General features: G+C 66.7%; 19 protein-coding genes and 4 pseudogenes. 13 read left to right on the top strand and 10 right to left on the bottom strand.

The annotated features are described in order from the left end of the window. Window positions 1–9 precede the first annotated feature (9 nt). From R4I43_RS28405 to R4I43_RS28385, 5 genes are all read left to right on the top strand, one after another. The gene (locus tag R4I43_RS28405; protein ID WP_324268770.1) at window positions 10–1110 is read left to right on the top strand and encodes an NAD(P)-dependent alcohol dehydrogenase; all 1101 of its coding nucleotides are present in this window, start codon (window positions 10–12) and stop codon (window positions 1108–1110) included. A gap of 435 nt (window positions 1111–1545) precedes the next feature. After that, a complete protein-coding gene (locus tag R4I43_RS28400; protein ID WP_324268769.1) occupies window positions 1546–3393 on the top strand; it encodes a galactose oxidase-like domain-containing protein in 1848 nt (615 codons plus the stop codon). Between the two features lie 180 nt (window positions 3394–3573). After that, a complete protein-coding gene (locus R4I43_RS28395) occupies window positions 3574–5793 on the top strand; it encodes a xanthine dehydrogenase family protein molybdopterin-binding subunit (RefSeq protein WP_324268768.1) in 2220 nt (739 codons plus the stop codon). Window positions 5794–5805: 12 nt separating this feature from the next. Next, the gene (locus R4I43_RS28390; protein WP_324268767.1) at window positions 5806–6270 is read left to right on the top strand and encodes a (2Fe-2S)-binding protein; all 465 of its coding nucleotides are present in this window, start codon (window positions 5806–5808) and stop codon (window positions 6268–6270) included. A 181-nt stretch (window positions 6271–6451) separates the two neighbouring features. Then, window positions 6452–7678 (top strand): lipase family protein, encoded by a 1227-nt coding sequence (locus tag R4I43_RS28385; RefSeq protein WP_324268766.1) that lies wholly within the window; start codon window positions 6452–6454, stop codon window positions 7676–7678. Window positions 7679–8497: 819 nt separating this feature from the next. Here R4I43_RS28385 and R4I43_RS28380 read toward each other — a convergent pair. Beyond that, a pseudogene (locus R4I43_RS28380) lies at window positions 8498–9765 on the bottom strand (LLM class F420-dependent oxidoreductase). A 523-nt stretch (window positions 9766–10288) separates the two neighbouring features. After that, on the bottom strand, window positions 10289–10504 hold the full coding sequence (locus R4I43_RS28375; protein ID WP_324268765.1) for a hypothetical protein: 216 nt from the start codon (window positions 10502–10504) through the stop codon (window positions 10289–10291). Window positions 10505–10568: 64 nt separating this feature from the next. On the opposite strand from R4I43_RS28375, the gene R4I43_RS34435 reads away from it, so the two are divergent. After that, entirely contained in the window at window positions 10569–10901 is a 333-nt protein-coding gene (locus R4I43_RS34435; RefSeq protein WP_407691328.1) for a recombinase family protein, read from the top strand. A gap of 251 nt (window positions 10902–11152) precedes the next feature. After that, entirely contained in the window at window positions 11153–11452 is a 300-nt protein-coding gene (locus R4I43_RS28370; RefSeq protein WP_324268764.1) for a hypothetical protein, read from the top strand. Between the two features lie 374 nt (window positions 11453–11826). Here R4I43_RS28370 and R4I43_RS28365 read toward each other — a convergent pair. Then, window positions 11827–12054: pseudogene (locus R4I43_RS28365) on the bottom strand (nitroreductase family protein); the annotation flags it as partial. Between the two features lie 210 nt (window positions 12055–12264). After that, window positions 12265–12525 (bottom strand): annotated as a pseudogene (locus R4I43_RS28360) (metal-sensitive transcriptional regulator); the annotation flags it as partial. 860 nt (window positions 12526–13385) lie between these two features. Here R4I43_RS28360 and R4I43_RS28355 point away from each other — a divergent pair. From R4I43_RS28355 to R4I43_RS34430, 3 genes and pseudogenes are all read left to right on the top strand, one after another. Then, window positions 13386–15083, top strand: a complete 1698-nt coding sequence (locus tag R4I43_RS28355; protein WP_324268763.1) for a cation:proton antiporter — start codon at window positions 13386–13388, stop codon at window positions 15081–15083. A gap of 175 nt (window positions 15084–15258) precedes the next feature. Continuing rightward, a complete protein-coding gene (locus tag R4I43_RS28350) occupies window positions 15259–15729 on the top strand; it encodes a hypothetical protein (protein ID WP_324268762.1) in 471 nt (156 codons plus the stop codon). 312 nt (window positions 15730–16041) lie between these two features. Continuing rightward, window positions 16042–16233: pseudogene (locus tag R4I43_RS34430) on the top strand (hypothetical protein); the annotation flags it as partial. Here R4I43_RS34430 and R4I43_RS28345 read toward each other — a convergent pair. The 6 genes from R4I43_RS28345 to R4I43_RS28320 form a co-directional block, all read right to left on the bottom strand. Beyond that, window positions 16230–17297 carry a tyrosine-type recombinase/integrase gene (locus R4I43_RS28345; RefSeq protein WP_324268761.1) on the bottom strand — a complete coding sequence of 356 codons (1068 nt, stop codon included), beginning with the start codon at window positions 17295–17297 and terminating at the stop codon, window positions 16230–16232. The pseudogene R4I43_RS34430 and the gene R4I43_RS28345 sit on opposite strands and share 4 nt — an antisense overlap. 1 nt (window position 17298) lies before the next feature. Continuing rightward, window positions 17299–17793: a hypothetical protein gene (locus R4I43_RS28340; protein ID WP_324268760.1), complete on the bottom strand. Its 495-nt coding sequence runs from the start codon at window positions 17791–17793 to the stop codon at window positions 17299–17301. 263 nt (window positions 17794–18056) lie between these two features. Next, complete coding sequence (locus R4I43_RS28335) at window positions 18057–19214, bottom strand: MAB_1171c family putative transporter (protein WP_324268759.1); 1158 nt, start codon at window positions 19212–19214, stop codon at window positions 18057–18059. Next, a complete protein-coding gene (locus R4I43_RS28330; RefSeq protein WP_324268758.1) occupies window positions 19214–19756 on the bottom strand; it encodes a hypothetical protein in 543 nt (180 codons plus the stop codon). Before R4I43_RS28330 ends, R4I43_RS28335 begins: the two co-directional genes overlap by 1 nt. After that, entirely contained in the window at window positions 19753–20550 is a 798-nt protein-coding gene (locus R4I43_RS28325) for an alpha/beta fold hydrolase (protein ID WP_324268757.1), read from the bottom strand. Before R4I43_RS28325 ends, R4I43_RS28330 begins: the two co-directional genes overlap by 4 nt. Before the next feature lie 143 nt (window positions 20551–20693). Continuing rightward, window positions 20694–21092 (bottom strand): helix-turn-helix domain-containing protein, encoded by a 399-nt coding sequence (locus R4I43_RS28320; protein WP_307870631.1) that lies wholly within the window; start codon window positions 21090–21092, stop codon window positions 20694–20696. A 685-nt stretch (window positions 21093–21777) separates the two neighbouring features. Between R4I43_RS28320 and R4I43_RS28315 the strand changes: the two genes are divergently transcribed. From R4I43_RS28315 to R4I43_RS28305, 3 genes are read left to right on the top strand one after another with little or no spacing between them, the layout of a single operon-like run. Continuing rightward, window positions 21778–23070, top strand: a complete 1293-nt coding sequence (locus tag R4I43_RS28315; RefSeq protein WP_324268756.1) for a hypothetical protein — start codon at window positions 21778–21780, stop codon at window positions 23068–23070. After that, a complete protein-coding gene (locus R4I43_RS28310; protein WP_210972632.1) occupies window positions 23064–23366 on the top strand; it encodes a hypothetical protein in 303 nt (100 codons plus the stop codon). The genes R4I43_RS28315 and R4I43_RS28310 overlap by 7 nt, the downstream gene beginning before the upstream one ends. A gap of 3 nt (window positions 23367–23369) precedes the next feature. Beyond that, on the top strand, window positions 23370–24191 hold the full coding sequence (locus tag R4I43_RS28305; RefSeq protein WP_324268755.1) for a hypothetical protein: 822 nt from the start codon (window positions 23370–23372) through the stop codon (window positions 24189–24191). The last annotated feature ends 1 nt before the right edge of the window (window position 24192 follow it).

Here is a 24192-nt window from a genome sequence, read left to right as displayed (position 1 = left end):
GGAGTTCAAGTGGAGATCAGAGCAGCCCTACTGCGAGAGGCCGGCGAGCCGCTCATTGTCGAAACCGCAGAATTGGAGGCCCCGCGCGCAGAGGAGGTGCTCGTGCGGATGGCCGGAACCGGTGTCTGTCACACCGACCTCGGGTTCTGTGCCACCGCCGGTGCAGAGCAGTTGCCCTTCGTGCTCGGACACGAAGGCGCGGGAGTGGTCGAGGCGGTCGGGGCCGAAGTCCGCACGGTCGCCGTTGGTGACCACGTCGTCCTCTCCTACGCGTCCTGCGGGGGTTGTCGCAATTGCCTGCGGAACCGCCCGCAATACTGCGCGAGCAACGTCGGTCTGAACTTCGGCGGCGCCCGCCTCGATGGCACCACGGCGCTGCGGGCTGGTTCGACCGCCGTGCACACACACTTCTTCGGCCAGTCCTCGTTCGCCGACTACGCGGTGACCTACGAACGCAACTGCGTGACGGTGGACAAAGATCTTCCCCTAGAGCTGTTGGGCCCACTCGGTTGTGGCCTGCAGACCGGAGCCGGTGCCGTGCTCAACGCGCTCGATGTCCGACCGGGTGACTCACTCGCGGTCTTCGGCGTCGGATCCGTCGGACTGGCGGCGGTCATGGCCGGTGCGATCGCCGGTGCGGAGCACATTGTGGCCGTGGACCGCAACCCCGATCGACTTGCCCTCGCCAGTGAACTCGGTGCGACAACCATCGTGGATGCCGCCGCCACCGACCCCGTGGAAGCGGTCCGGGATGCCACGGGAGGCGGCGTGGACCATTCGGTCGACTGCGTCGGTGCAGGTACCGTCATCAGCCAGGCGCTGTCCGTGCTCGTACCCCCCGGTACCTGCATCACACTGGGTCTGCAGGGCATGGTCAACGAGATCACGGTCGACCAGGCTGCCTTGCTTTTCGGCCGGTCGCTTCGTGGGGTCCTTGAGGGTGACTCGATCCCCGATGTCTTTATTCCGCGGCTGCTCCAGGAATACCGTGCCGGTCGGTTCCCGATCGAGAAGCTGGTCCGGACATTCAAGTTCAACGAGATCAACGATGCCATCGCCGCTGCGGCAGAGCAGTCTGTGATCAAACCCGTCGTGATTTTCGACAGCTGATGGCAGTGCGCGCCGATCTCGACCGGGTAGTCCAAGGCCGAGTTCGCCGGGGTTGGTCCGTGTCGTGCTCGCGGCCTCGCTGATCAGCGCTGCCAACGCGGTCGTCGACTTCCGCCTGTCGCCGAACGAACTCGTCCGCGTCCTCGACGTCCACTGCTCAGGTCGTCGTGGCGGGAGCCGAGTTCACAGATGCTCTGGCTGCACTCCGTGGCCGGTTGCCCAAGGTCCGGCAGTTGTCGTCCTAGGTGAATACCCGCGACGAGTACGAGGGCATGCGGCCTGTTTTTAGGGCAGGGCAACACACGCTCGGGCCTATGTTGAAATGGCCGACCGTACGGTCGGCCCGTTTTGCTCGTTCCCGCACAAGTCGAAGCGAGGCCTCTCATGCGACGTTCTTTTGCCGTTGCCGCGGTCACTCTCGTTACGGCGGGCACCTTGCCATTCATCGTGCCGGCGTCCGCGGAGACGTCATATCCGGAAGACATCGGCGCCTTTGGCGTGGTGTTCGCCGACCCGTCGGGCCATGAGTGCGCCGAGGCCCACGACACCTCAGAGGAGCGTTGCAAGCCGACTGCGGTGAGCCTCGCGGTCCTGCCCAACGGCAAGATCCTGTACTGGGACGGCATCGAGGGCATGAACCACGTCGGACTCAACGTGGTTCTGGAGTTAGGCCAGAAGGCGATGGGCGATCAGGCTCGGGTGATGGATCTGTCCGGCCCAGAACCGTCCTGGTCCGTGCCGAGGCCCGAGGACACCAGCGCCAACCCGGGCGGATACGACGAGAACGCCGAGTACCTGCCGCTCATCCCGCACGACAACGAAAACAAAGCCAACGACGGAAACCTGTTCTGCGCGGCCCACGTCTTCCTGCCCGACGGACGACTGTTGATCAACGGGGGTACCGCCTACTACGCCGAACCCAGCATTCCGGGCACCGGCTACGGCGTGCTCGAGCCGGCGGGGATCAAGAACACCCGCATCTTCGACCCGAAGACCAACACGTTCGAGCCTGCCGCCGACATGAGCTACGGCCGGTGGTACCCGTCGACGGTCACCTTGCCCAGCGGCAAGGCACTCACCGTCAGCGGCGTGCGCAAGCTGGTCAAGCCCATCTACCCGGACAGCCCGGTCGCCGACTGGATGACCAACGTCCGCCAGACCGAGACCTACGACCCGGCCACCGGTACGTGGACGAAAAACCCCTCGACCGCGGACAAATCGCTGCCGCTGTACCCGCGGATTCACCTGTTGCCCAACGGCAAGGTGTATTACGACGCGGCGGGGCAGGCCTTCAACCCGATGGGCGAGGCCTACGACGAGGCCACGTGGAACATGACCAGCGTCTACGACCCGGCCAAGCAGTCCTGGAAAAATCTAGGCGTCCCCGTGATCAATGGTGCTCCCGCAGGGTTCCGCGGTTCTGGGTTCTCGGTCATGCTGACGCTCAAGCCCGACCAGGACGGCAAGTACAACTCGGCCAATGTCCTGTCCGGCGGCGGTGTCCTTGGCATGACTCCGGGGACCTACCTGGGCTCCAACAGCGCCACGCTCAACACCATCGACACCGCGAACGATGACAAGTTCTCCAGCAAGTCGGTCGAGCCGATGCACCACCCGCGCTGGTACGCCAACGCGGTGGTGCTGCCCGACGGTAAGGTGTTCGTCGCTAACGGAGCCAATGTCGACGAGGATGTCAGTCCTGGCCTCGGCTTCCCGATCCGTGATACCGAGATCTTCGACCCGGAGACCGGCAAGTGGACCACGACCGCGGCCCAGACCCAGGGCCGGACTTACCACACGACTGCGACCCTGCTGCCGGATGGCAGGGTGATGCTCGGCGGGCATGCCCCTTTCCCGTTGATGTTCGGGCCGCAGAACAACATGTTGCACGACGCGGTGGGCACGAGCCGGAACACGACCGACCCGAGCTTCCAGATCTTCTCCCCGCCCTATCTGCACTGGGGTGAGCGGCCGGAGATCACGGCGGCTCCGGCCGACGTGGTCAACGGCGGCACGATGAAGGTCGTTGTGGACAGCCCGACCGACGTCAGCAGCGTCCGCATGGTGCGCAGCCCGTCGATGACGCATCTGGTCGATCCCGACCAGCGCACCGTCGAGCTGGCAGTCGTCGAGCGATCCGGTAACACGCTGACGCTGGCCGTGCCGGACAACGCGGTACTTCCGCCCGGCCCGTACATGCTGTTCGCCAACCGGGACTCTGAGCGTGGCGAGATCCCTTCGGTGTCCCGACCCGTCCTCGTCGGCTCAGGAAGCCGCGGCTGAGGAGGACGGTGCGCGATGGCTGGGGCCATGTTCGCGACAGTGGTCACAGCCCATCGCCGGAGTGTCGGTGGCTGACGCACAGGTGTCCTGACCCCGCCTACTGCTTGCGAGACGAAGAACATCTACCTACATTGATCACAAGACTGACCGTCTGTGCGGTCAATACGCAGGGAGGCTCCAATGACGGAGGATGCCCGCAGCAAGGCGCGGATGGGGCGCAGGCGGTTCCTGACGTACCTCGTCGCGGCGCCTACGGTGACGGTGGCCGCGCGGTGGGGTCTGGGTGGCGAAGCCGCCGAGGCGGTTCCGAGCCCGCCCCGACCATCCGAGCTGTATGACGTCGGAGACTTCTACAAGAACGCCTGTGAGCCGACGAAGAACATGGTGTTGCTCGAGGTCAGCGAGCAGGGCGAGGCATCGTTGTGGCTGCACCGCATGGAAGTCGGTCAGGGCATCACCACGGCCTGCGCGATGCTGGTGGCCGAGGAGCTGAACCTGCCGCTGTCGAAGGTGCACGTCCCGCTGCGCGACGCCGACCCGGCGCTGCTGTTCAACCAGCTTACTGGCGGGTCGACCGCGATGCGGACGGTGTACGGACCCATCCGGCAGGCTGCGGCCGAGGCGCGGGCGCGGATGGTCGCGGCGGCGGCGCGCCAGTGGGACATCTCGGTAGGGCAGCTGACTACCAGAGACGGCCTGGTAGCGGCTCCGGACGGGCGCACGGCGACGTACGGATCGCTCGCGGCTGCCGCTGCCGATCCGGGACTGAGCCTGACCGGCGTCAAGACGAAATCGGCGGCGGAGTTCAGCGTGATCGGCAAACCGGCAGGCCGGATCGACGCGCGCAAGATGGTGACCGGGCAGTTCCACTACACCCTCGACCTCGACGTGATTCCGGGTGCCAAGCCGTGCCTGGTGCACCGGGCGCCGACGATCCAGGGGACACCGAAACGGTTGCGCAACGATGCCGAGGTGCGGGCGATGCCCGGCGTGATCGACATCGCGGTGATCGAGTCCGGGGTGGCCATCTTGGCCGATACGTTCGGGCAGGCGTGGGACGCGAAGAAGGCGCTGCGGGTCGACTGGAACCCGGGCACGGTCGACGGCCTGTCCAACGACGACATCTTCGCCAAGCTCGAAGCGGCGACGGTCCCGCTGGCGGTGCCGGATGGTCTGGTCGACACGATCGACGCGGAGTTCCGGTTCGCGCCGGTTAGCCACGCGCCCCTGGAGAGCAATACGGCCGTCGCCGACGTGCGGGCTGACCGCGCGGAGATCTGGTCCGGGCTGCAGACGCCGATCTTCGCCCAGCAGGTCATCGCCGAGGACCTCGGACTGCCGCAGGACGCGGTGAAGGTGCATGTGGTGCAGTCAGGTGGCGCGTTCGGGCGACGGCTGTTCCATGACGGCGCCATGGAAGCGGCACGGGCCTCCAAGGCGTTCGGGCGGCCGGTGAAGTTGATGTGGACCCGTACCGACGACATGCGGCACGGACGGATGCGCGGGCCGAGCTTCCACCGGGTGCGGGCCACCGTCGCGGGCGGCCAGGTGGCGTCCTACGAGCACCGGATCACTGAGACCAAGACCGACTTCAGTCACGGGATCGGCGAGCTGATCACCGCGAAGCTCTCCGGCGGCGCGGGCAACTACACCTACGCGCAGAGCTTCTTCAACCTGATGGTCGAGTGCCCCTACAACTTCGGCGCCGTCACCGAGGTGCTGCACGAGCCAGAAGACATCCATCTCAACACCGCGTCGTGGCGGTCGGTGTACTCGGCGATGGTGCGGGGTGCCGAGGAACTGGTGGTGGATCAGATCGCTGCCAAGCTCGGCAAGGACGCCCACATGTTCCGCCGCGAGTACCTCAAGCACGACGACGCCCGTGCGGTGCTGGACAAGGTCGCCACCGAGGGCGGCTGGGGCCGAAAGATGCCGTCTGGGCACGCGCAGGGGATCGCGCTGCACGTCGAACACCGCTCGTCGTGCGCCTTCCTAGTCGAGATGGACGCCACCGACCCGCGGCGGCCCCGGGTGTATCGGGCCACGATCGCTGCCGACGTCGGTCGTCCGATCAACCCGCTCGGGATCGAGGCGCAGATGATCAGCGGCTTGACCGACGGCATCTCCACCACCCTGCGCGCCGGGCTGCACATCAAGGACGGGCTTCCGCTGGAGGGGAGCTACTCGCAGTCGCACTTCGCCAGGCAGAAGGACAGCCCGCGCGAGGTGAAGGTGTTCGTGATGCCGCCCAGCCGGGAGGAACCCGGCGGCGTCGGCGAGCTGCCGGTGCCGGCCGCCGTCGGTGCCATTGCCTGCGCCTACGCGCGGGCGACCGGCACGTGGCCGCGCCACTTCCCGATCAACTTCGACGTCGACTTCAACCCCTTCCCGCCCAACTGACCGGAGTCTCCTGTGCCCACTTACACATTCACCGTCAACGGCAAACAGACAACGGTCGACGCGCCCGCCGACCTGGCGATGCTCTGGGTGCTGCGGGACAAGCTCGGCATTACCGGGCCCAAGTTCGGCTGCGGCATCAACGTCTGCAAGGCCTGCACCAGCCACCTCGACGGCAAGGCCTTCAACCCCTGCGTTACCCCGGTCTCGGAGTGCGCGGACAAGAACGTCACCACCATCGAGGGCCTCGCAGACGGCGACGAACTGCACCCCGTGCAGCAGGCGTGGCTGGACCAGGACGTTGCCGAGTGCGGTTACTGCCAACCCGGGCAGATCATGGCCGCGGTCGACCTGCTCACACGCAATCCTAACCCCAGCGACGCGGACATCGAGGAGATCGAGAACGTCTGTCGCTGTGGCACTTACTTCCGCATTCGTGAAGCCATCAAGCAGGCCGCGCGCGATCTGGGTGGCGAGTGAGCCATTGCCACCCCGTCCTGAATCACTCCAGGTCGCCTCATGAGCCGAAACATAACGTTTGCCGGGCCCAACTCGAATCGCAACAGCGGTCGCTCCCTCTTTGCGAGGCAACGATTGAAACGGGGATAAAGTGATGCACCCACGTCGTAGACCGAAGGTGGTCAGGAGCACTGCTCCCCTGGTGACAGTAGTGCTGGCGCTGGTTGTGGGCGGTGGTGTGGCTTCGGCGGGGCTTCCAACCCCGCCCGTTCCGGCGTTGCCGGCGCCGCCACTGAGCGACGACGTTTTCTACGTCCCGCCTTCGCCGCTGCCCGACGGCAAGCCCGGTGATGTGATCAGGACGCGGGACGTTCCGCTTTCGTCGTATCCGGACGCCCGCGTTCAGCAGATCATGTACCTCTCGACCGACATCCACGACAAGCTGGTGCCGGTGACCGGGATGCTGCTGACTCCGTTGCTGCAGAAGCCGGGCAACGACAACCCGCTGGTCGTCCACACTCCCGGCACCCGGGGTCTCGACGACAGGTGCGCGCCGTCAAAGCAGGCCAACCCGCTGCAAGCCAACCCGGGTAGCCCCGAGTACGCGATGCCTGAGTACCAGCAGTTGCTGGCCCGCGGCATCTCCGTCGTCGTAACCGACTACGAGGGACAGGGCACCCCCGGAGACCCGTCGTACCTGGTCGGGCAGTCCGAGGGGCGCAACGGGCTGGACGCGCTTCGCGCCGCCGAGCACATCAAGGGCTCAGGCGTGTCTCCGGACTCGCCCGTGGGTATCTCCGGCTACTCGCAGGGGGGTCAGGCCGCGGCCTGGGCGGCCGAACTCCAGCCAACCTACGCACCCGAGCAGCACCTCAAGGCAGTGCTGGCCGGTGGCACACCGACCGACATGCTGCTGGAGGTCAACCACCTCAACGGCAACCCGACTGCTGGTGCCGGCTTCGCGCTGGCATCCCTGGTCGGTCTGAACCACGGCAAACCCGAGCTTGACCTGGACAGCAAGCTGACGCCCGAGGGCAAGCAGATCCTCGACCAGGTCAAGCAGTCGTGCGTCGTCGAGTTGTTCGCCGGGTTCGGCACCACCACCGTTGGTCAGGTCACCAACCCTGACGTCCTCTCCGACCCGGCGTGGCAGAATGCCTACCGAGCTTCCCAGCTCGGCACGAAGAAACCCGGCGCGCCCGCCTATCTCTACCACGGCACGGCGGACAACATTGTCCCGATCGCCCAAGCGGAGATGCTCTACCACGACTGGTGCACTCAGGGAGCATCGGTCCAGTACGAGACCATCCCCGCCACAGAGCACATCTCCGCGAACATCCTCGGGTCCCAGCGCGGTGTCCAGTGGCTTGCCGACCGCGTCGAGGGGGCACAGACCATTGCGGGCTGCCACGAGGTCGACCTGTCCTGACCCCGCCTTCAGCATTTCGAGGGAGTACCTGCCCGCCACTGGTTCCCGGTCGTAGCGTCCCTGTATGTCCGATGCCGACGTTCGTGCGGCGGCGGTCGATGTCGGATTTACCTTGCTGCACAAGCCATCGCTAATGGAGGCGGTAACGGCATGCGAGTCGGCCTGCTGGCTCGGACCGCACTAGCGTCGATCGCGGTGGCGGGAACAGCCTCGGGGAAACCGGCGCTCAGCACGGCCCTGCGGGTGATGTTGAGCGCTTGCTACCAAGCACATCGTCGACAAGCGCTGGCTCCAGGTGGTTCCACTCGACCAAGGCGCGCATCACATGGGAGATGAGGTGGCGAGTCTCGTTGACCCGCGGCCCACCTCGGTCATCAGCCGGGCCGCAGCATAGTTGCGGGCCATCGGGCCGAACTTGCGACAGGTCGCGAACCCGCCTGTCAGGTTGTGGATCTCGACTTTGTGCCGAGGCTCCAGGGACTCGAATTAGTTCGAGAACGCCGAACAACGCCTCGCCACCTGGATCGTCAACGGCGAAATCATCGCGCGCCAAGACATCCTCGACGGACTCGACAACGCATCTCGCGCCCTCATCGGCCAGCTCAACTCCAGCGCCCGGGCCGCCACCATCTCGCAATCTGATGCGGACGCCAAGGTCTCCGCCTGGGAACGGTCTTCCCTTTTGCTGAGACGCCTTGCCAGGAGCTTCGGAATTACAACGCTCAGCGGGCGCCGTCACCGCCGACAGTGCCCCTTCGCTGTTGACCGAGCGCGTGCACAGGGCGCGGCCTGCGGCCACGCCCGCTACGCCACACCGACTTATCCACCGGGCCCCGAAAATTCTCTCCCCTCGGGCGGAAACGTCACACCGCACCGGTTTGGGGGCGTCTGTCTCGGTGGCGCGCAGTTCGCACGGGCGGTGCCGCGAGCGGCGCACCATGGGATATGGCGGTCCCACTGCTGTCCGAACTGATGGCTCCACCTTGATGAGCTCGATGCGTGGCATGCGTTCTCGGAGTCGATCATTTGTGATGATCGAATTCGACTACAGAAGGGCTTCCGCGATTGCCCGCAGGCCGCGAGATCGTCGCCCGCGAAGGGAGTGGACTGGACCAGCAGAGTGGTTACCGTCGTCTTCTCCCACTGGTGGACCTGCTCCCGCACCCGCTCGGCAGGGCCCACGAGAGCAACGTCGTCAATCATCTCCTGCGGTATCGCGGCGGCGGCCTCAGCCTTGCGCCCAGAGAGGTAGAGATCCTGCACAGTGGCGCAGACTGCTTCCCAACCCATGCGTGCGAACACATCGAGATGGAAGTTCGTGCCCTTCGCGCCCATACCCCCGACATAGAGGGCGAGCAGCGGACGGACACGGTCGGCAGCGCGCTCGACGTCGTCGTCGACAATCATGGGGACTGACGCAGCGACCTCAAAGTCAGCAGCGGTACGGCGGGCCCCGGGCCGGGCGAAGCCCTCGGCAAGCGCGGAGCGATAGAACTCATCGGACTTAGGGGAAAGAATAAGGGCAGCCAGCCGTCGGCGATCTCGGCGGCCAGCGCGACGTTCTTAGGGCCCTCCGCGCCTAGGTAGATCGGCAGATCCCGACGGCGGGGATGCAGAGTGGACCGTAGCGGCTTGCCCAGCCCGGTGCCGCCGCGGACGGGTAGCGGATAATGCGGCCCGTCAGACTCCACAGGCGCATCCCGTGCGACGACCCGCCGAACGATATCAACATACTCACGGGTGCGGGCCAGCGGTTTTGCGTACGGTGCACCGTACTATCCCTCGACGACCTGCGGGCCAGAAACGCCGAGCCCCAGAACGAATCGACCGCCACTGAGGTGGTCAAGGGTCATCGCGGCCATCGCAGTGGCCGCGGGAGTGCGTGCGGAGAGTTGGGTCACATTGGTTCCCAAACGAACTCGACTTGTTCCTACGCCCCACCAAGCGAGCGGAGTGAAACAGTCGGAACCGTAGCTCTCTGCGCTGAAAATCGATTCGTATCCCAGATCCTCGACCTCTCGAACGAGCGCAGCGGCGTTGCGGGGCGGCCCGGAGGACCAGTAACCGAGATGATAGCCGAGCTTCATAAGATGCTCCTTCGCTCATGTTCAGCCGGACTAACCCACCCGGACGGGATCGTCCAAACTGGGCGCTGGTACGGAACGGAAATCTTGCTCCCGACGGACACTCGACGAGCCCCATGGAGACTCCTCCACTCGCCCTCTATCAGGCATGGAAGCTGGAACGTAGCTCACGTTTGAGTTTTTCCCGGTGGCGTTGCGAGGCAGGGCCGAGGCCGACGGCACCGAGGTCGGGCACAGGCAAGCCTCCCCATTTACGGTTATGGACCGTACGTACGGTCAGTATACGATGGGGGGTGGCCTGCGGAGCAAGGTTTCCGCAGGGAAGTCGAGGGGGCAGCAACCAGAGACGAAAGCCTGAATCGGCTCACTGCGTTCGGGTGCAAGGACGGATACCCGGACCCGGTCACCAGCCGCCGGCCGGTCGACGAGTGGAACGTTCAGCCACGGGCCGACACCGCCGGCGACGGTGGCGATGGTCCCGCGCAGCTGTTCAGCGGGTCGCGGCGGGACAGCATCGCCCGCGAGGTCACTGCGTCTTGACCTGCGCCCGCGCCGCTTCGCTCACCGCGCTCGAGCGAGTGAGGGCTGCGCGCGGCTTGGCGATGGTCAGGTACTGATCCGGTACAGGTTCGCGGCGAGGCGGCAAACGTGTCCGGCGGTCTGGACGTTCGGCAGCAGCACCGAGTAAGACCAGATCAAACTCGAAGCGATCAAGCTCGCTGGCAGTGGCCGCGTTGCGCAACGTGTTGCTGGGTGCGCAGGCCTCAGCGTGAGTGGCGCGGGCTCAGTATCTGGTGAAGGCCGCGATGCCAGCTCAGACGGGGTCGCAGGGGCATTTCCGTGGTGGTCGTCAGCCGTATGGGTATCGGCTTGTGGATGTGGGTCCGCATCCGATTGCGGAGCATGCGCGGTGGGGGCGTCGGTTGCATCAGTTGGAGCCGGATCCGGTGACGGGTCCGTGGGTGCGGTGGATCTTTGCGCTGCGTGTGGCGGGTCGGAGCATTGCTGGGATCGCGCGGGAGCTCAATGATCGTAGGGTGCCGTGTCCGTCGGGTGCGGATCCGGAGCGGAATCGGCATCGTTCGGACCGGGCGTGGAGAACGCCGACGGTAGCGGGGATTCTGGAGAATCCGCGTTAGACGGGCAGGCAGGTGTGGAACCGCACCGGCACGGTCCAAGGTCCTGGGGCGGCGCGTCGTGCCGGTGGTACGGGGCGCCGTATGGACTCGGGGGAGTGGGTGGTGTCGCACGCGCCGGCCCATGCGGCGTTGGTGGAGGAGGTGACGTTTCGTTCGGTGCAGGGCATCCGGGCGGCGAGGAAACCTCAGGACGGTGGGATCTGGACGTATCTGTTGGCGGGGTCGGTGGTGTGTGGGGCGTGTGATCGAGGTTGGATTCGCACTGGGCGCACAACCGCCCCGGTTATCGTTGCCGGCACGGTCGCACCAGCGCCCGCGCCGAGGCACCGGGTCTCAAGAGTGTCTATGTCAGGGAGGAACACCTACTCGACGGGCTGCGATCCCGGCTGCCGGAGGTCAGTGGCGACGACAAGGATGTGGCCGATCATCTTTGCGCGAACGGGTTGGTGATCGTCTACCTCGGCCCGGACTGGATACTCGAACAGCTCCAGCTCGTAGCGGCGCCCGCAGCGCTGCCACCCAGCGGAACACAGCTGGCCTTTCCGGTGTAGCTGACCGACGCGCCGACCGGGACCGCGACGAGGAGCATGGCGTTGTCGAAGTGCCGACCGAGTGCCAGGCAGGAGACCAGCGAAAACGGTCCTCTGCGTGATCACCTGGGGTTACAGGATGTGGTGACTACGCCGCCCCACCCGCTGGTGTCGACACTGCGGCCGAAAGGCACGCAGCGGCCGCGTGCGTCCACGACCTGATCCCGCCATCGCTCCGCGACGACGGGATTGAGTATTTCAATCTCGCTTGTGGTCAGTCGGCACGAGAGAACCTTGGGCGCGATCTGGTCTGCGTCTGATCGGTGGGACTGGTTCCCGCAATTCGTCTTGTCGCCCGCGATGCGAATGCGTTGGCAGATTCAGGTGGTTGTGTCCTACTCGAGGATCAGATCGTCGATGGCTCGGCGCGGAGCGGGAACGGTGGGGCCCCCGTAGCCGATCTGCAACAATGCCTGGGGATGCAGCGTCCCGCCCAGCAGGTGGCGTAGTTCGTCGCGGGTGTCCGGCACCTCGATGACCTCCGAGATCATCGAGGCGGCCAGGCCGCGGGCGGTCGCCGTCAACCAGACGTTCTGAACAGCCTGCCCGGCTTGTAGTTCGGCATATGGGCTCTCCTGGTGAGTGCACAGCACGACCAGCAACGGGTGGGACTCGTACTCGACTCCTTCTGGGCGCGGTGACACCCCGGCCGAAAAGTCCCGGTGCACCCACTGGTCCTGCGGCCCTGGACGGGGGCCCGCGGCAGAGGTGGGCACTCCTTCCAACGCGTCACCGGACTGGCCGGTCCACGCTGCTAGCTCGGCGCGGAACCGCGAAAGGAACAGGCGCTCCAGCTCCTGCTCAGTCATCGGCGGTTCATCACCGTCCTCGCGAGCCTGTCGGCAATACCTCATGCCGCTGGCCACGATCTTGAACCCAGCACGGTCCAGAGCACGCGAAACAGCCGCGAGCTGGGTCAGCACCTCAGCGCAGTCGCGCCCCTCTTCCATGGCCTCGATCACGCCGTTCAACTGACCCCGCGCCCGGCGCAGACGGGTCAAGGCGTCTCCCACCATCTCGGGTTTCATCTCCACCACGACCAACTCCCTTCGCTCACTCCAACGTAACAAACCCCTGGGGGTATTCCGAGAAGAGGTTTCCCAGGAACCGAACAACGGCTCGAAGTCATCCCTGGCCGTGGTTGCGTTACGCAGCGCCATCGAGCGACACAGACCTTCCGGTGTGGTGGTGCACTCCGATGCGGGCCATCGGCAACCTGTGCATCTTCGTCTCCGGCTACGACCGAACCGACGCAATGAGGATGGTGACTTACCTTCTCGAGGGGTGCGGAGTGGCGGCAAAGTCGGCTCACGGTCCCCCCTTTGTCACGCAGAACGCTGTTCCGATTTGCGGTCTAGTCAGCCCCAATGACACGCACAAGTGTGCCGATGCTGCGTATCTCTTCGGACCTGACGAGGACGCGGGAGGGCAAGGCGGCTCGTCGTGTAGCTCGCACGTTCCTCCTCCGCGGACGGTTCGGAGTCCGCGCAACAGTCGTATAAGTGAGACGGATCGACGACGGCTCGCAGCAGCACGTCAGCGCCTGTCCCTGGGCACCCCGCAGGGCCGTTCGCATCCGTCGAGCGCAGCGACCAGGGGCCGGGTCGAGTTGCCGCAAGTGCGCGGCAACGAGGGCGGTGGGCCGGCCCTGCGACCCCACGAGCGGTGACGAGGTACAGCTCCCGCACTCCCTCGGAACGGGGACGCCAATACCGAGATGGACTAGCAGCGCTCAGTTGCATTCAGACGGGCGCGCTTTCACGCCGCAGCAGGCTGGCGGCACACGGCTCGTTCACCCTTGCGGCGCTAGCCTGGTGGTGGGCGGGAACGGTCACGCGGTCGATGTGCGTCCGGCTCTTGGCTCGGCGGCGTTGTTCGGCGTGCCGTGGGAGGGGTGCGCTCGCGGCACGCGGCTTCGGGGGTGACGGTGGATATGCACGCGTTCCCGCTTATCGCGGTGGTGCTGGCCATCGGCGCAGCCGCGGGAGTGCTCGCCATCCGCCTCCATCAACCGTTGATCGTCGCCTTCATTGGCGTCGGCATCCTCGTCGGTCCAACCGGCACCGGCTGGGTGACCGGGGAGGGCACGATCGAACTGCTGGCCACCCTGGGCATCGCGATCCTGTTGTTCCTCGTTGGCCTTCGGCTCGATCCGCACCTGATCCGCACGACAGGGTCCGTCGCGCTCGTCACCGGCCTCGGCCAAGTCGTCTTCACGGCACTGCTTGGTTATCTGATCGCGAGTGCCCTGGGCATGGACCTCGTGCCAGCGCTCTACGTCGCCATCGCGCTAACCTTCTCCTCCACGATCATCGTCGTGAAGCTTCTCTCCGACAGGGGAGACCTGGAACACCTGCACGGGCGCATCGCAGTCGGCTTCCTCATTGTCCAGGACATCGTCGTGATCCTGGTGATGATCGCGCTGTCCGCATTCGGTCAGAGGACAGGCGCCGGCATGGCGCTCGACGTCGCACTTGTGTTCGGCAAGGGAACCGCGCTTCTCGCAGGTATCGCGGTGCTGATGTATTACGTCCTGCCGGTGTTGCTGCACCAGATTGCCCGTTCCCAGGAACTGCTCGTGCTCTTCGGCGTGGCCTACGCCGTGTCGATCGCCGCCGCCAGCGAACAACTCGGCTTCAACTCCGAGGTGGGGGCCTTCCTCGCCGGCATTTCCCTGGCGGGCACCCCCTACCGCGACGCGCTGGGTGCCCGCCTGGTGAGCCTGCGCGATTTCCTGCTGCTGTTCTTCTTTCTGAACCTGGGAGCCAACCTGGAGTTCGACGACGTGGGGCGGCAACTCGGCGAAGCCGCCGCCTTGTCCGCGTTCGTCCTGCTCGCGCACTCGCTCATCGTCATGGCCATCATGACGATGATGCGCTACCCGGTGCGGGTCGCATTCCTCACCGGACTTGCGGTCTCCCAGATCTCGGAGTTCTCGCTGATCGTCGCCGCGCTCGGCCTGGAGCTCGGGCACATAGACAACACCACGGTCAGCATCATCACCGTCGTCGGGCTCGTTACGATCGGCGGGTCGAGTTATCTGATCCAGTACTCACACCGGATTTACGACCGCCTCGAACGGGTGCTCCTCGTCTTCGAACGGGGTAGTACCCGTGCTGATCCCACCAATTCCGAGACCGAGTTCGACGGCGTCGTCTACGGTCTCGGTCGATTCGGCGGGCACGTCGCTGGTCTGCTCGGCCGTGCCGGGCACCGCGTGCTGGCCGTGGACTTCGACCCGCACCGTGTTGCGAGCACCTCTGCCGAGGGGGTCACGGCGGTGCACGGAAGCGCTGAGGACGCGTACTTGCTCGAATTGCTCTCGTTGTCACGCGCGCGTTTCGTGATCAGCACCATCCCGTTGTTGGAGACGAACGCGGCGCTGCTGCATGGGCTGCGGCAGCACGACTACGGCGGCAAGATCGCGCTGACCGCGCACACCCGGCACGACTCCGAACAACTGCGCGCTGCCGGAGTCGACATCGTCCTCGAGCCGTTCACGGACGCGGCCAGGGCTGCGGCCGACGTGCTCCACGAACTCGTGCGCGATGATGGCGAGGACGGCTCCAGAGACCGCAGAGAAGACTCCTGAAGTCGCCCTGCGAGCATTCGCCGATCAGCAGGGCCACCTAAACACATCAGCAAGTGGGTGGGCCCGAGCAGCCAGAGTTCCTCGCTCAACTGCGCGCACGTCGGTCAGGTGCAATGCTTGGGTCATCACGGATGCGGATGTCCCCGCCGCGGTGGCCTGTAGCCAGAGCATCTCCATGGTTTTCGCCCAGGCGGAGCCAACCGAGCCGGTCGTCGGCGCCGCCACTCAGGACCAGGACGGCCTCCGGTCCGCCCCTCTCTGTCGACTTCTTCTCATCGGCCAGGTGCGTCGTCCCGTGGCAAAACGGGTGGCCGCGAGCCCGGCCTCGCCCAGTTCCTCCGTCCGCAACCGCTGCCCCGCGCCACGTGGTGACTATGCATGCCTTCAGCTCGCGCTGGTACTCACGGTCGCCGCGCAAAACCTGGCCCGCGTTGGCGAGGGCTCGACTCACGGCAGAGGATTTGCCGCTCGCCATCGAGCGGTCTATCTCCGCGAAGACGCGATTCTCGACGTTGTCACCCGGTTGTTCATCGAGCGGGTCTTCGGCCCCAGCACCGCGAGCTGCTGGCCGCCGAAATCGACAGCATCGACGACCGCGGAGCTCAACAACGCCAAGCGGTGCGGGAACGGCTGCAATGACTGCTGACCGGCACTGGCCGACGGCAACACTCGATCCTGCGGCACGCCGCCGACGGGCGACCCCGCCGACCCGTTCACCGAAGGTCTGGAACCGGCAGACCACCCAGGGACACGGCGCCGGGGGACGAGCAAGCGGCCGAGGCTCGGGGCCGGTGCGGTCGAACCTGGTGAACGACTGGGAAATATCCGAACGGTTGGCACATGCACCGTTGGTCGATGAGGCGACGTTTACCGCCGTGCAGCGGGTCCGGGCCGCGCGACCTACCAAGACCGGTGACACACGCGAGTACGTGTTGGCTAGGTTGGTGTCTGTAGTGAGTGCGGTCGTCGGATGGATGCGCACTGGGTCCACGGACGTGCGGGGTACCGCTGTCGTCATGGTTTCACCACCGCCACTCCACAGCCGGAGAAGGCACCCCGCAACGTCTATGTCCGTGAAGACCATCTCCGCGATGTCTTACCGGGTTCTGTTTGGCTGATGGTCTCAGTTGAGATTGAATTTTGTGGCTAGTTCCGGGGCACCACGGACGGGCCTTGGCTCTCCGGTGCAAGGGGGTGTGCCTCGCCGGTGAGCGCGGCGAGGGCGGTGGCGACTTCTTCGATCTCGGCGCGGATGTAGGTGGCCGTGGCGGTGGGTTCGTGTCCGCGGGGTTGGTGGCCGGCGTAGGCGCGGGCGACGGCGTAGCCGAAGTGGCGTTCGACCCAGGTGAGTGTCGTGTGGCGGATCCAGTGCGTGCTGATCTGCTGCGCGATCACCCAGGGTAGGTGGTCTCCGATGCGGTTCCAGAGGTGGTCGTAGCGGCGGCGGGTGATGGGTCGACCGTCGCGGTAGCGGAATACGGCCTTGTTCGGGTCCGTGTTGTGGCGGTGGTGAATGTGAGCCTGTAGGTGGTGCATGAGGCTGGGGGAGACGGGTTGTGTTCGTCGTGTGCCACCCTTTTCGGTCAGTTGGACGACGCAGAGCTCGCCGTCGAGGTCGCCTGGTCGGAGGGTGAGTGCGCCGGCGCGGCGGCATGCGGTTTCGGTGTGGAAGCGCAGGAGGAGTGAATCGAGAGCGGGGTCGTTGCCGGTGGTGGCGGCGATGTGGTTGATCTCGGTGAGGTGGCGATGGGAGAGGGCACGCCGGGTACTAGGCAACCTGGTTGGTTTCGGTACGCGACTGGCTGGGTTGGCGGTTCCCGAGAGCAAGCCGTCTGCTTCGGCTTGGTCGTAGAGGCGGCGTAGCGCTGCGATGAAGTGCTCGGCGGCGCTGCGGCCACCGCGGCTGTTGCGCCGGGTGAGGGCCTGTGCCTTGACGTGTTCGGCGAGGAGCCGGATCTCGGTACTGGTGGGCTCGGTGAGTCGACGTTGCGGCCAGTGTTCGACGAGTTGTCGCCAGTAGGGACCATATGTCCGTCTGGTGCCGACGCTGACCGAGGCCGCTACCTGGGGTACGTACTGCTCGAATGTCGGCGTCGGCGGATCTGTGGTGGTGAGATCGGTGGGGGCTAGGTTGAGTCGCGCCAGGAGGACGCGGAGTGCCTCAAGTTCCTCGCGGATTCCCTCAGTGTCTCCCTCGTCGGTTTCAGCGCGCATGTCAGTCCTGAGCGATGACCTGGGTGTGGAAGAGGAGAAGCATCTGTTCGACCATGGCCTCTGGGTATAGGAGGACGAGATCGTGGCTGGGCATGGCCGTGAGCAGGACGCTGCGGCCGGGCTCAATGCCACAACGTCCCCTGACTCTGGATGGAATCCCGAGGCAGCCGCGCCCTGGCAGCGTGACGGTGCCGTCTGCTGGGTCCCGGCGGATCACAACGATTCCGGCGACTGTGGTGAGTGAGAGCCGATCGTGGGGTGACCAACTGAGTCGGTCGAGAACGCTGCGTGCGGCGATCCGGCCAGAACGATCGATGCGTCCCATGCTGAATGCTGATGAGCCGTCTGCCACCGGTCCCAGCTCGGGAACGGGAAGCGGGGGAATCTCTAGCTCGGCGTCAGGCCTACGGTCGGGGAGAACGGCAGCGACAATGGTTTCCGTCCATCCGGTCGGGTCAGCTCGTTCGTCCCAGTTGAAGCGGTCGCCCCAGTCCATCTCCGTCGCCCCCTGTTCCGTGCTCTGAGTGTGTTTGGAAAGCCCACCGAAGTCCCGCCCAAATCTCGGGTATATATGGAAGGGTAGTCGGGATGGTGCGATTTCCGTCGCAGTCAAACGGTGCTTCCCCTGCGCCCGTTGATCGGCGGGCCCGCGGAGCCAGCAGAAGTGCCAAGCAGGAGTTCGGCCGGGAGTCCGGCAGAGTTGCTGGAGTGGGACGTGCGTGATCGGCTGCCTGACCGGGCGCTGATCCCGGCGGGGTTTCAGCTAGTGGAGCTGGTCGTCCCGGACACTGGTCGCGCATCGGTGCTGTCCAGGCGGCCGAACGCGCGGGACAGGGCCAGCAGCTGCTGGGTATCGGCGTCCATGCCTGCTGCTTCCGGTGCCGCGAGCACTGAGGCCACCGACACTTCCTCACCGGCGGCGGCGCGCGTGAGCGCGTCGCGCACGATCTCGGCCTGTTGTTCGGGAGTCCTGCTTGAGTCAACAGGTTCGGCGACGAACGGGCTCAGACACACCAGCCCGTCCCGGCATTCGATGACGCGCCGGTAGTACCGCAGCCGCATCTGGCGGAGCTGGAGCGCTTCGCGCAGTGGAGAGACCTGCCCGAACAGTGCGATGTTGTCGAACTGCGCGCACAGCGCTGCCCACAGCGGACGCAGTTGGCGGTAGTGGCGGCGCACTTCGATCCACATGCGGGCTTTGACCAGGCCCGTGCGGACTCCGGGATAGCCGATTCCCAGGAAGAACGCCACGATCCCGATGGCCAAGATCGGGGTTGTCCACGTTGCGGTGCCGGGGATGGGGTCTTTGCCGGAGACCAGCCGTCCCGCGGTGGACAGGACTCGGGGCGTGTGGGTTCCGAGGCAGTTTACGGCCAGGCCGGCGGCCGCCACACGCAGGCTCAGGCGGGCGCGCGAGCGGGTGTGGTCGGCCGTGGTCCAGGCGAGGTACGCGCCGCGTGCGGTCGCGTAGCTCATGTAGAGGTTGCCGATCAGGTAGAAGGCCAGCACCGCCGGTGAGTCTCCGGCGTGCTCGTAGCTCGCGCCCCGGTCGGCCGGGGCCGCCGCAGCGAAAGCCGCCACCAGGCCACCGCTGGCGACCAGGGCGAACACGACTTCAAGCCACCCGCGCGAACCGACCGCTGAGGGGGCGACGCTGGCCTGCAACAACACCAGCAGCAGCGCAAAGAAGAAGGTGAGGATGACGTTCTGGATCAGCTTCGGTGACTGGCTCGGGAAGAACTCGGCAACCGCCGGAATGCTGACGGCCAGCTGCGCAGAGAGCGCGATGAACACCAGGACGGTGCACATGGTCACGACCCGGAGCCCCTTGTCGTGTGGTGCCCGGACCAGCTGGGAGAGTTTCCAGATCGCCGCGACGGTCGCCGCGGCCCACATCAACAGGTTGGGTACCGCCATCACAGCCATCCCTGGTGGTCGTCGAAGGCCCCCCGCAGTCGGCGGGCGGCATCGGTTTTCCGATCGGGAGAGAACTGCAAGCGCTCCAGCAGGGTCGCCCACTCCTTGATGACCGTGGCCACCATCTCGGCCTCGCGCTCGAACGCCGGTCCATAGCCATCCCGGCGCAGCGCGCGCAGCACGATTTCCGGGGGAATGTTCGGAAAAATCTGCTGCCAGATGTCGTCGTCGGCCTCATCGCTGCCGTGGCCGCTGATGATGTGGCCGATTTCGTGCAGGATAATGTGTTCTTGGTGCGCGACCGTGGTGTCGCGCTGGTACAGGATGTAGTCGGCGTCCGCCGTGCCGATCCAGAGCCCGAACACGCCCGGCGCGGGCAGCGGGTAGGCGCGGAGCTTGATCGGGCGGCCGCGGCGTTGCCCCAAGCGGTTGCACAGCTCGCGCACATCCAGCGGTGCGTCGAGCTCGAGTTCCCGCAAGAGGCTCTTCACGCCTCGGCGTAGTTGCAGGTCGTTGCGCCAGCCTCGGGAGTCGTTCTTCATCCGATCGACTCCGTGAACAGGCGGCGAAGCACATCCGCTGTCGCCCACGGGTGGCTGACCAGTCCGTTGTGGCCTCCCGGCATCTCGACGAGCTTGCAGTCGAGCTCGGCGGCGAGCTGCTGGGCGCAGCGGTATTCCCACTGGCCGCGCGATTCCTCGCCGCCGGTCACGATCACCGGCGGCCGAGCTGGCCCCGCGAGCTGGTCGAGATCGAGCGCGGCGGTGCGCACGGCGGGAAAGTCGTAGGTGAAAAAGCGCCGCAAGTTCGCCTCGCCGTTCCCGACCGGCGGGGCCGGACCGGCTCCCGGTTCCTGTGTTCCTTCGCGGTGGCCGCCGAGAGCGACGAAGCGGCGAATCGCGGCGCCGACGTCCTCGCGCGCGAGCTCGGCGACCTCATCGAGCCCGGCTTCCTGGTCGGGATCGCGCACCAGCGAGGCCATCGGCGGCTCGTGGGCGACCAGGAGCGCCACCTGGTCGGGATGGCGGGCGGTGAGGTGCAGGCCAATCACGGCGCCGATGCTGGGGCCGACCACGCGAGCAGGTTCGGAGGTCAGCGCGGCCAGCAACGCGGCCGCGTCGTCGGCATGGGTGGCCATCGTCAGCGACTGCGGGTCGCGGGAAACCGTGCTGCGGGACAAGCCGCGCCGGTCGTAGCTGATGACCTGGTGCTGCTGCGCCAACTCCGTCGCCAGCTGCTGGGTCGCACCGGCCTCGCTGAGTCCACCTTGGACGAGCAAGACCGGGGGGCCTTCTCCACACGTTTCGTAGTAGAGCTTGGCCCCCTCGGTCGTCACCGTCCCCTGATCTACGTGCACATCCCACCCCCGGCAGGTCTGGTCCACCTTCACGTTTACGTTCTGTCGCTCTTTTGCGCACCTCGCCTCGCGGGCGCGAAAGCCTTTATGCAGAGCAGAACCAGCTGGTGGTGATGTGCACTTCACTCGGACGGGTTGTCGTCCCGCCCCGCCTGGAAGTCGATGAACTCCATCACGCTGCGCAGCTTGTCCGGCGAGAGCTCGCTGGCGCGGGTGGCCAGCTGCCGGACGTTCTGCTCACCGAGGCGGGCCAGGAGCTCGTACTGGCGGTTGAGTTCGCGCCCTCGCTCGGTGTTGGAGAAGTATTCGATCGGCACCTGGAAAAACTCTGCGAGCGCCACGACCACGTCGTGGCTCGGCCTGTTCTTGCCGTTGATCAGGTCATAGAGGTACGCGCGGGACACGCCGACAGCCTCAGCGACCTCCGGCTTCTTGTAATTCGAGCCGTCTTCGCGTTTCACGCTCTCAAACAGCCGGCTGAGCTTGACCGCGAAGTCCTCGCCTCGCTCTGCCTCGGCCACTGTGTCCACCTTCTCACCCACATGGTGTCTTGTATCGCGGACTTCAAAGTCAACTGTCCGGAAAAGTTGACAGCTAATCCGGGTCACCTTACGTTCGAAGTACCTTGTCCAGAATACCTGACAGGATCCGCCGGGGCATCGGCCACTCAGGGGAGAGTTGATCGCCCCGGACGGAGCAGTGACGGGACACGAGCCCGTCGCGTGAAGGACGGCTGTGGGGGCCGCCCTTCGCCAATAGGGGAGTGCGCCGGCCGCGGGCCGGCCGAACAGCGTGGGAGCCGATCCAGCTCTTTCGCGGGAGGTACCGCATGAATAACCACTCGGGCATCTGCGCCTGACGTAGCGCTCCTGGCGGCGCTGGAACCGCCCTCTTCAACGAGCGCTACCCACGCAAGTCCCATACGGGCAGACCGCGGTGGAAGCGGTTTTGGTGATTCCGCCACACCGTGACGCATCCCTTTTCCGGCGCACCCGCCGGAGCGATCACTGTCGTGATTTTTGCAGCTCAGCAGCCCTTTGGGTGCTGAGTGAGGGACAACGCGTCCTCGAATCGCCCGGCCTGCCCTGCCGCTGATCGCGCGCCACATCGCGCCTCGGACCGGTGCACGCACCCCGAGGCCGTGGACCAACGCGCCTTCATCACCGCCCGGCCCTGCGCACACCGGCCGGGAAAGGAGACGAAATCATGGTTGCTTCAGGGCAGAACTCGCTAGGGCACAACGGTTTCCGCAACGCCGCGACCGCCTCACTCGCCCGCACCGAGCAGGGCGAGCCTTCGGAACCACCGGCGGCGGGCACCACACCGCCGTCGCTGCCGGAGCCGGAGCGCACGGCCACCGCCACCCAGTGGCCGTGCGCTCCCTCCCCGGCCGATACCGAGCAAACGCAGCCCCACGGCCTCGCTGACCAGCCCAGTCCGGCACCCGCCGAACCCGGCGGCCTCGAGAACCGCGACCGCTGCCTCGCCCGAGCCGCGAGCCCGGCGTGGCCGGAGCTGCCCACGGCAGACATCGTCGGCGCGGTCGAAGCCGGGCAGTGGGCTGCGGCTGCCACGACGACATCCTCCGGCAACGACGCTGGCGACCAGACGGACCTGCGCACGGCCGCACAGACCGGTCAGGCGGCGGCCGCCGTGCAGCGACAGGGCCTTTCGCCGATCAGCGACACCCACGCGGACTGGGCCGGATTCGGCGAGCTCATTCCGGTGCTGGCCGCCTCACCCGGCGCCGGAGCGTCCCTGGTCGCCGCCGTGCTCGCCGACGCGTTGCAGCTCGCCGAGCAACGCGTGCTCCTGGTCGATACCGCCGATCCCGCGCGCTCCGGCCTGGCCGCCGCGGCCCGCTCGGAAGGCCCGGCCCTGGACGGCCCGCATCCCTCGGTGCGCATCCGGTTCTCTTGGCGGGCCCAAGCGCTGCTCGCACGGGTTGAGACCGAGCTCCCGGTGATCACCCCGGGCATGGTGCCGCCCCCACGCTTCTTCAAACCGAAGGCCCAGTCGGTGCAGGCCACCGTAGTCGACCTCGGTCACGACGCCTGGCGCGTGGCCGCGCATCCACTGGCCGGGGCCGGGGCCTGGCTGCGTGCCGGGACTCCGATGCCGAAGCCGGTGCTGGTCTGCCGGGCCACCCGCCCCTCACTGCTGCACGCCGAACAGGTCCTGGCTCGCCTGGATGCCTGGAACGGCTCCGGTGCCACGACCCCGCCGACCCAGCTGGTGGTTGTCAGCGCGAAGCGCTGGCCCACCGGTGTGCGCGGCAGCGCCGGACGCCGCGTGTCGGCCCTGCTCGACGACGCGCTGTTCCTGCCGCACGACCCGGACATCGCCACCTCCGGGATCCGCGCCGAGGTCACCCCGACGCGGCTGCGCGCCGCCATCACCCCATTGCTGCGCCGCTGGGAGCTGCTGCCCCAGACGGCGTCGTCGGCCGGGCGGCTGCCTGGCCTGTCCCGCCGCTCGAAGGGAGCCACATCATGGTGATCCAGCAGCTCGCAGACACGGCCCTGCCCGTCCTGGCCCAGATCCCCAACCCAGGACCAGTGGCCCCGCCCGGCTCCGAAAAGGTCATCGAAGCCGTCGGCAACGTCAAGTGGGGCGCCGGCGTGGCGTTGATGGTCGGCTTCTTCATCGGCCTGCTGGTGTGGGCCGGTGGCCGGTGGGTCGACCACCACCGCGCGGGCAAGATCGGCGTGATCATGATGCTGTGCGCCCTCGGCGGCGGCATCTTGTACGGGGTCGGCTATCAGCTGATCAGCCACTTCGCGGCGGGGGCCTGAGTCATGGCCCCTCCCGTCACCAACCAGCAGCAGCGCAGGCGCCGAGCCGGTCTGAGCCTGGCGGCCCTCGTCGTGGTGGTCCTAGCCGTCGTCGCGCTGGCTGGCGCGCTGGTGGTTTCGCACTACGTCACCGACCGGCCGCCACCGGCTCCCGCCTCACCCCCGTCGAAGCCGGTTCCGGATTCGGGCGGCTGGGACCTGGCGGCCGAGCACGCCTTGGCGAGTGCCCCGATGGCGGCACTGCCAGCGCAATCGGCGCAGCCGCAGCCGATGACCACTGAGCGGGCCGGTGAACCCATCACCGTTCCGACGGCAACCCAGACCACCGGGCGCTGGATCTCCAGCGGGTTCCCCGCCACTCCGGAGGGTGCGCTGGGACAACTCACCGCCCTGGATGAGGCCGCGATGCGTGGCGGGGATCCGGCCACCTATGCCCGCGGGTTCCGCGGGCTGGCGCTGCCCGGGGCCCCGCAGCCGGAAACCACCGGGCTGTACTCACTGCTGCGGTCGATGCGCAGCAGCGCGGGGATCAACCCGACCGGGTCGATCCCGGATCTGGCGGTGAACTACCAGGTCACGCACGGCCAGATCAAAGGCGTGACCGATGGCGGCCGCTACGTCGTGGCCTGCGTGCTCGGCCAGTTCTCGGTCGACTACCAGGGCCAGACCCTCACCGCCGGTGTCGGCGACTGCCAAGCCCTGCGCCACGTCGGTGGCGACTGGCGGATCTCGCCCGGCCCGCTCCCCGCACCCGCCCCGAGCGCATGGCCGGGCAGCGCGGACGCGGTCCATGCCGGTTACCGGGATCTGAAGAGGGGTGGCTGAG

The organism is Saccharopolyspora mangrovi (assembly GCF_035320975.1).
In the GTDB taxonomy this organism is placed as follows: Bacteria; Actinomycetota; Actinomycetes; order Mycobacteriales; family Pseudonocardiaceae; genus Saccharopolyspora; species Saccharopolyspora mangrovi.
This window is presented reverse-complemented; position numbering and strand designations above follow the sequence as displayed.

Excerpts from the sequence above, each read along its gene's own strand:
- R4I43_RS28305 (WP_324268755.1), top strand. The coding sequence starts at position 23,370 with ATGGCCCCTCCCGTCACCAACCAGCAGCAGCGCAGGCGCCGAGCCGGT.
- R4I43_RS28395 (WP_324268768.1), top strand. The coding sequence starts at position 3,574 with ATGACGGAGGATGCCCGCAGCAAGGCGCGGATGGGGCGCAGGCGGTTC.
- R4I43_RS28330 (WP_324268758.1), bottom strand. The coding sequence starts at position 19,756 with ATGAAGAACGACTCCCGAGGCTGGCGCAACGACCTGCAACTACGCCGA.
- R4I43_RS28310 (WP_210972632.1), top strand. The coding sequence starts at position 23,064 with ATGGTGATCCAGCAGCTCGCAGACACGGCCCTGCCCGTCCTGGCCCAG.
- R4I43_RS28345 (WP_324268761.1), bottom strand. The coding sequence starts at position 17,297 with ATGCGCGCTGAAACCGACGAGGGAGACACTGAGGGAATCCGCGAGGAA.
- R4I43_RS34435 (WP_407691328.1), top strand. The coding sequence starts at position 10,569 with ATGCCAGCTCAGACGGGGTCGCAGGGGCATTTCCGTGGTGGTCGTCAG.
- R4I43_RS28350 (WP_324268762.1), top strand. The coding sequence starts at position 15,259 with ATGGTTTTCGCCCAGGCGGAGCCAACCGAGCCGGTCGTCGGCGCCGCC.
- R4I43_RS28340 (WP_324268760.1), bottom strand. The coding sequence starts at position 17,793 with ATGGACTGGGGCGACCGCTTCAACTGGGACGAACGAGCTGACCCGACC.
- R4I43_RS28335 (WP_324268759.1), bottom strand. The coding sequence starts at position 19,214 with ATGGCGGTACCCAACCTGTTGATGTGGGCCGCGGCGACCGTCGCGGCG.
- R4I43_RS28315 (WP_324268756.1), top strand. The coding sequence starts at position 21,778 with ATGGTTGCTTCAGGGCAGAACTCGCTAGGGCACAACGGTTTCCGCAAC.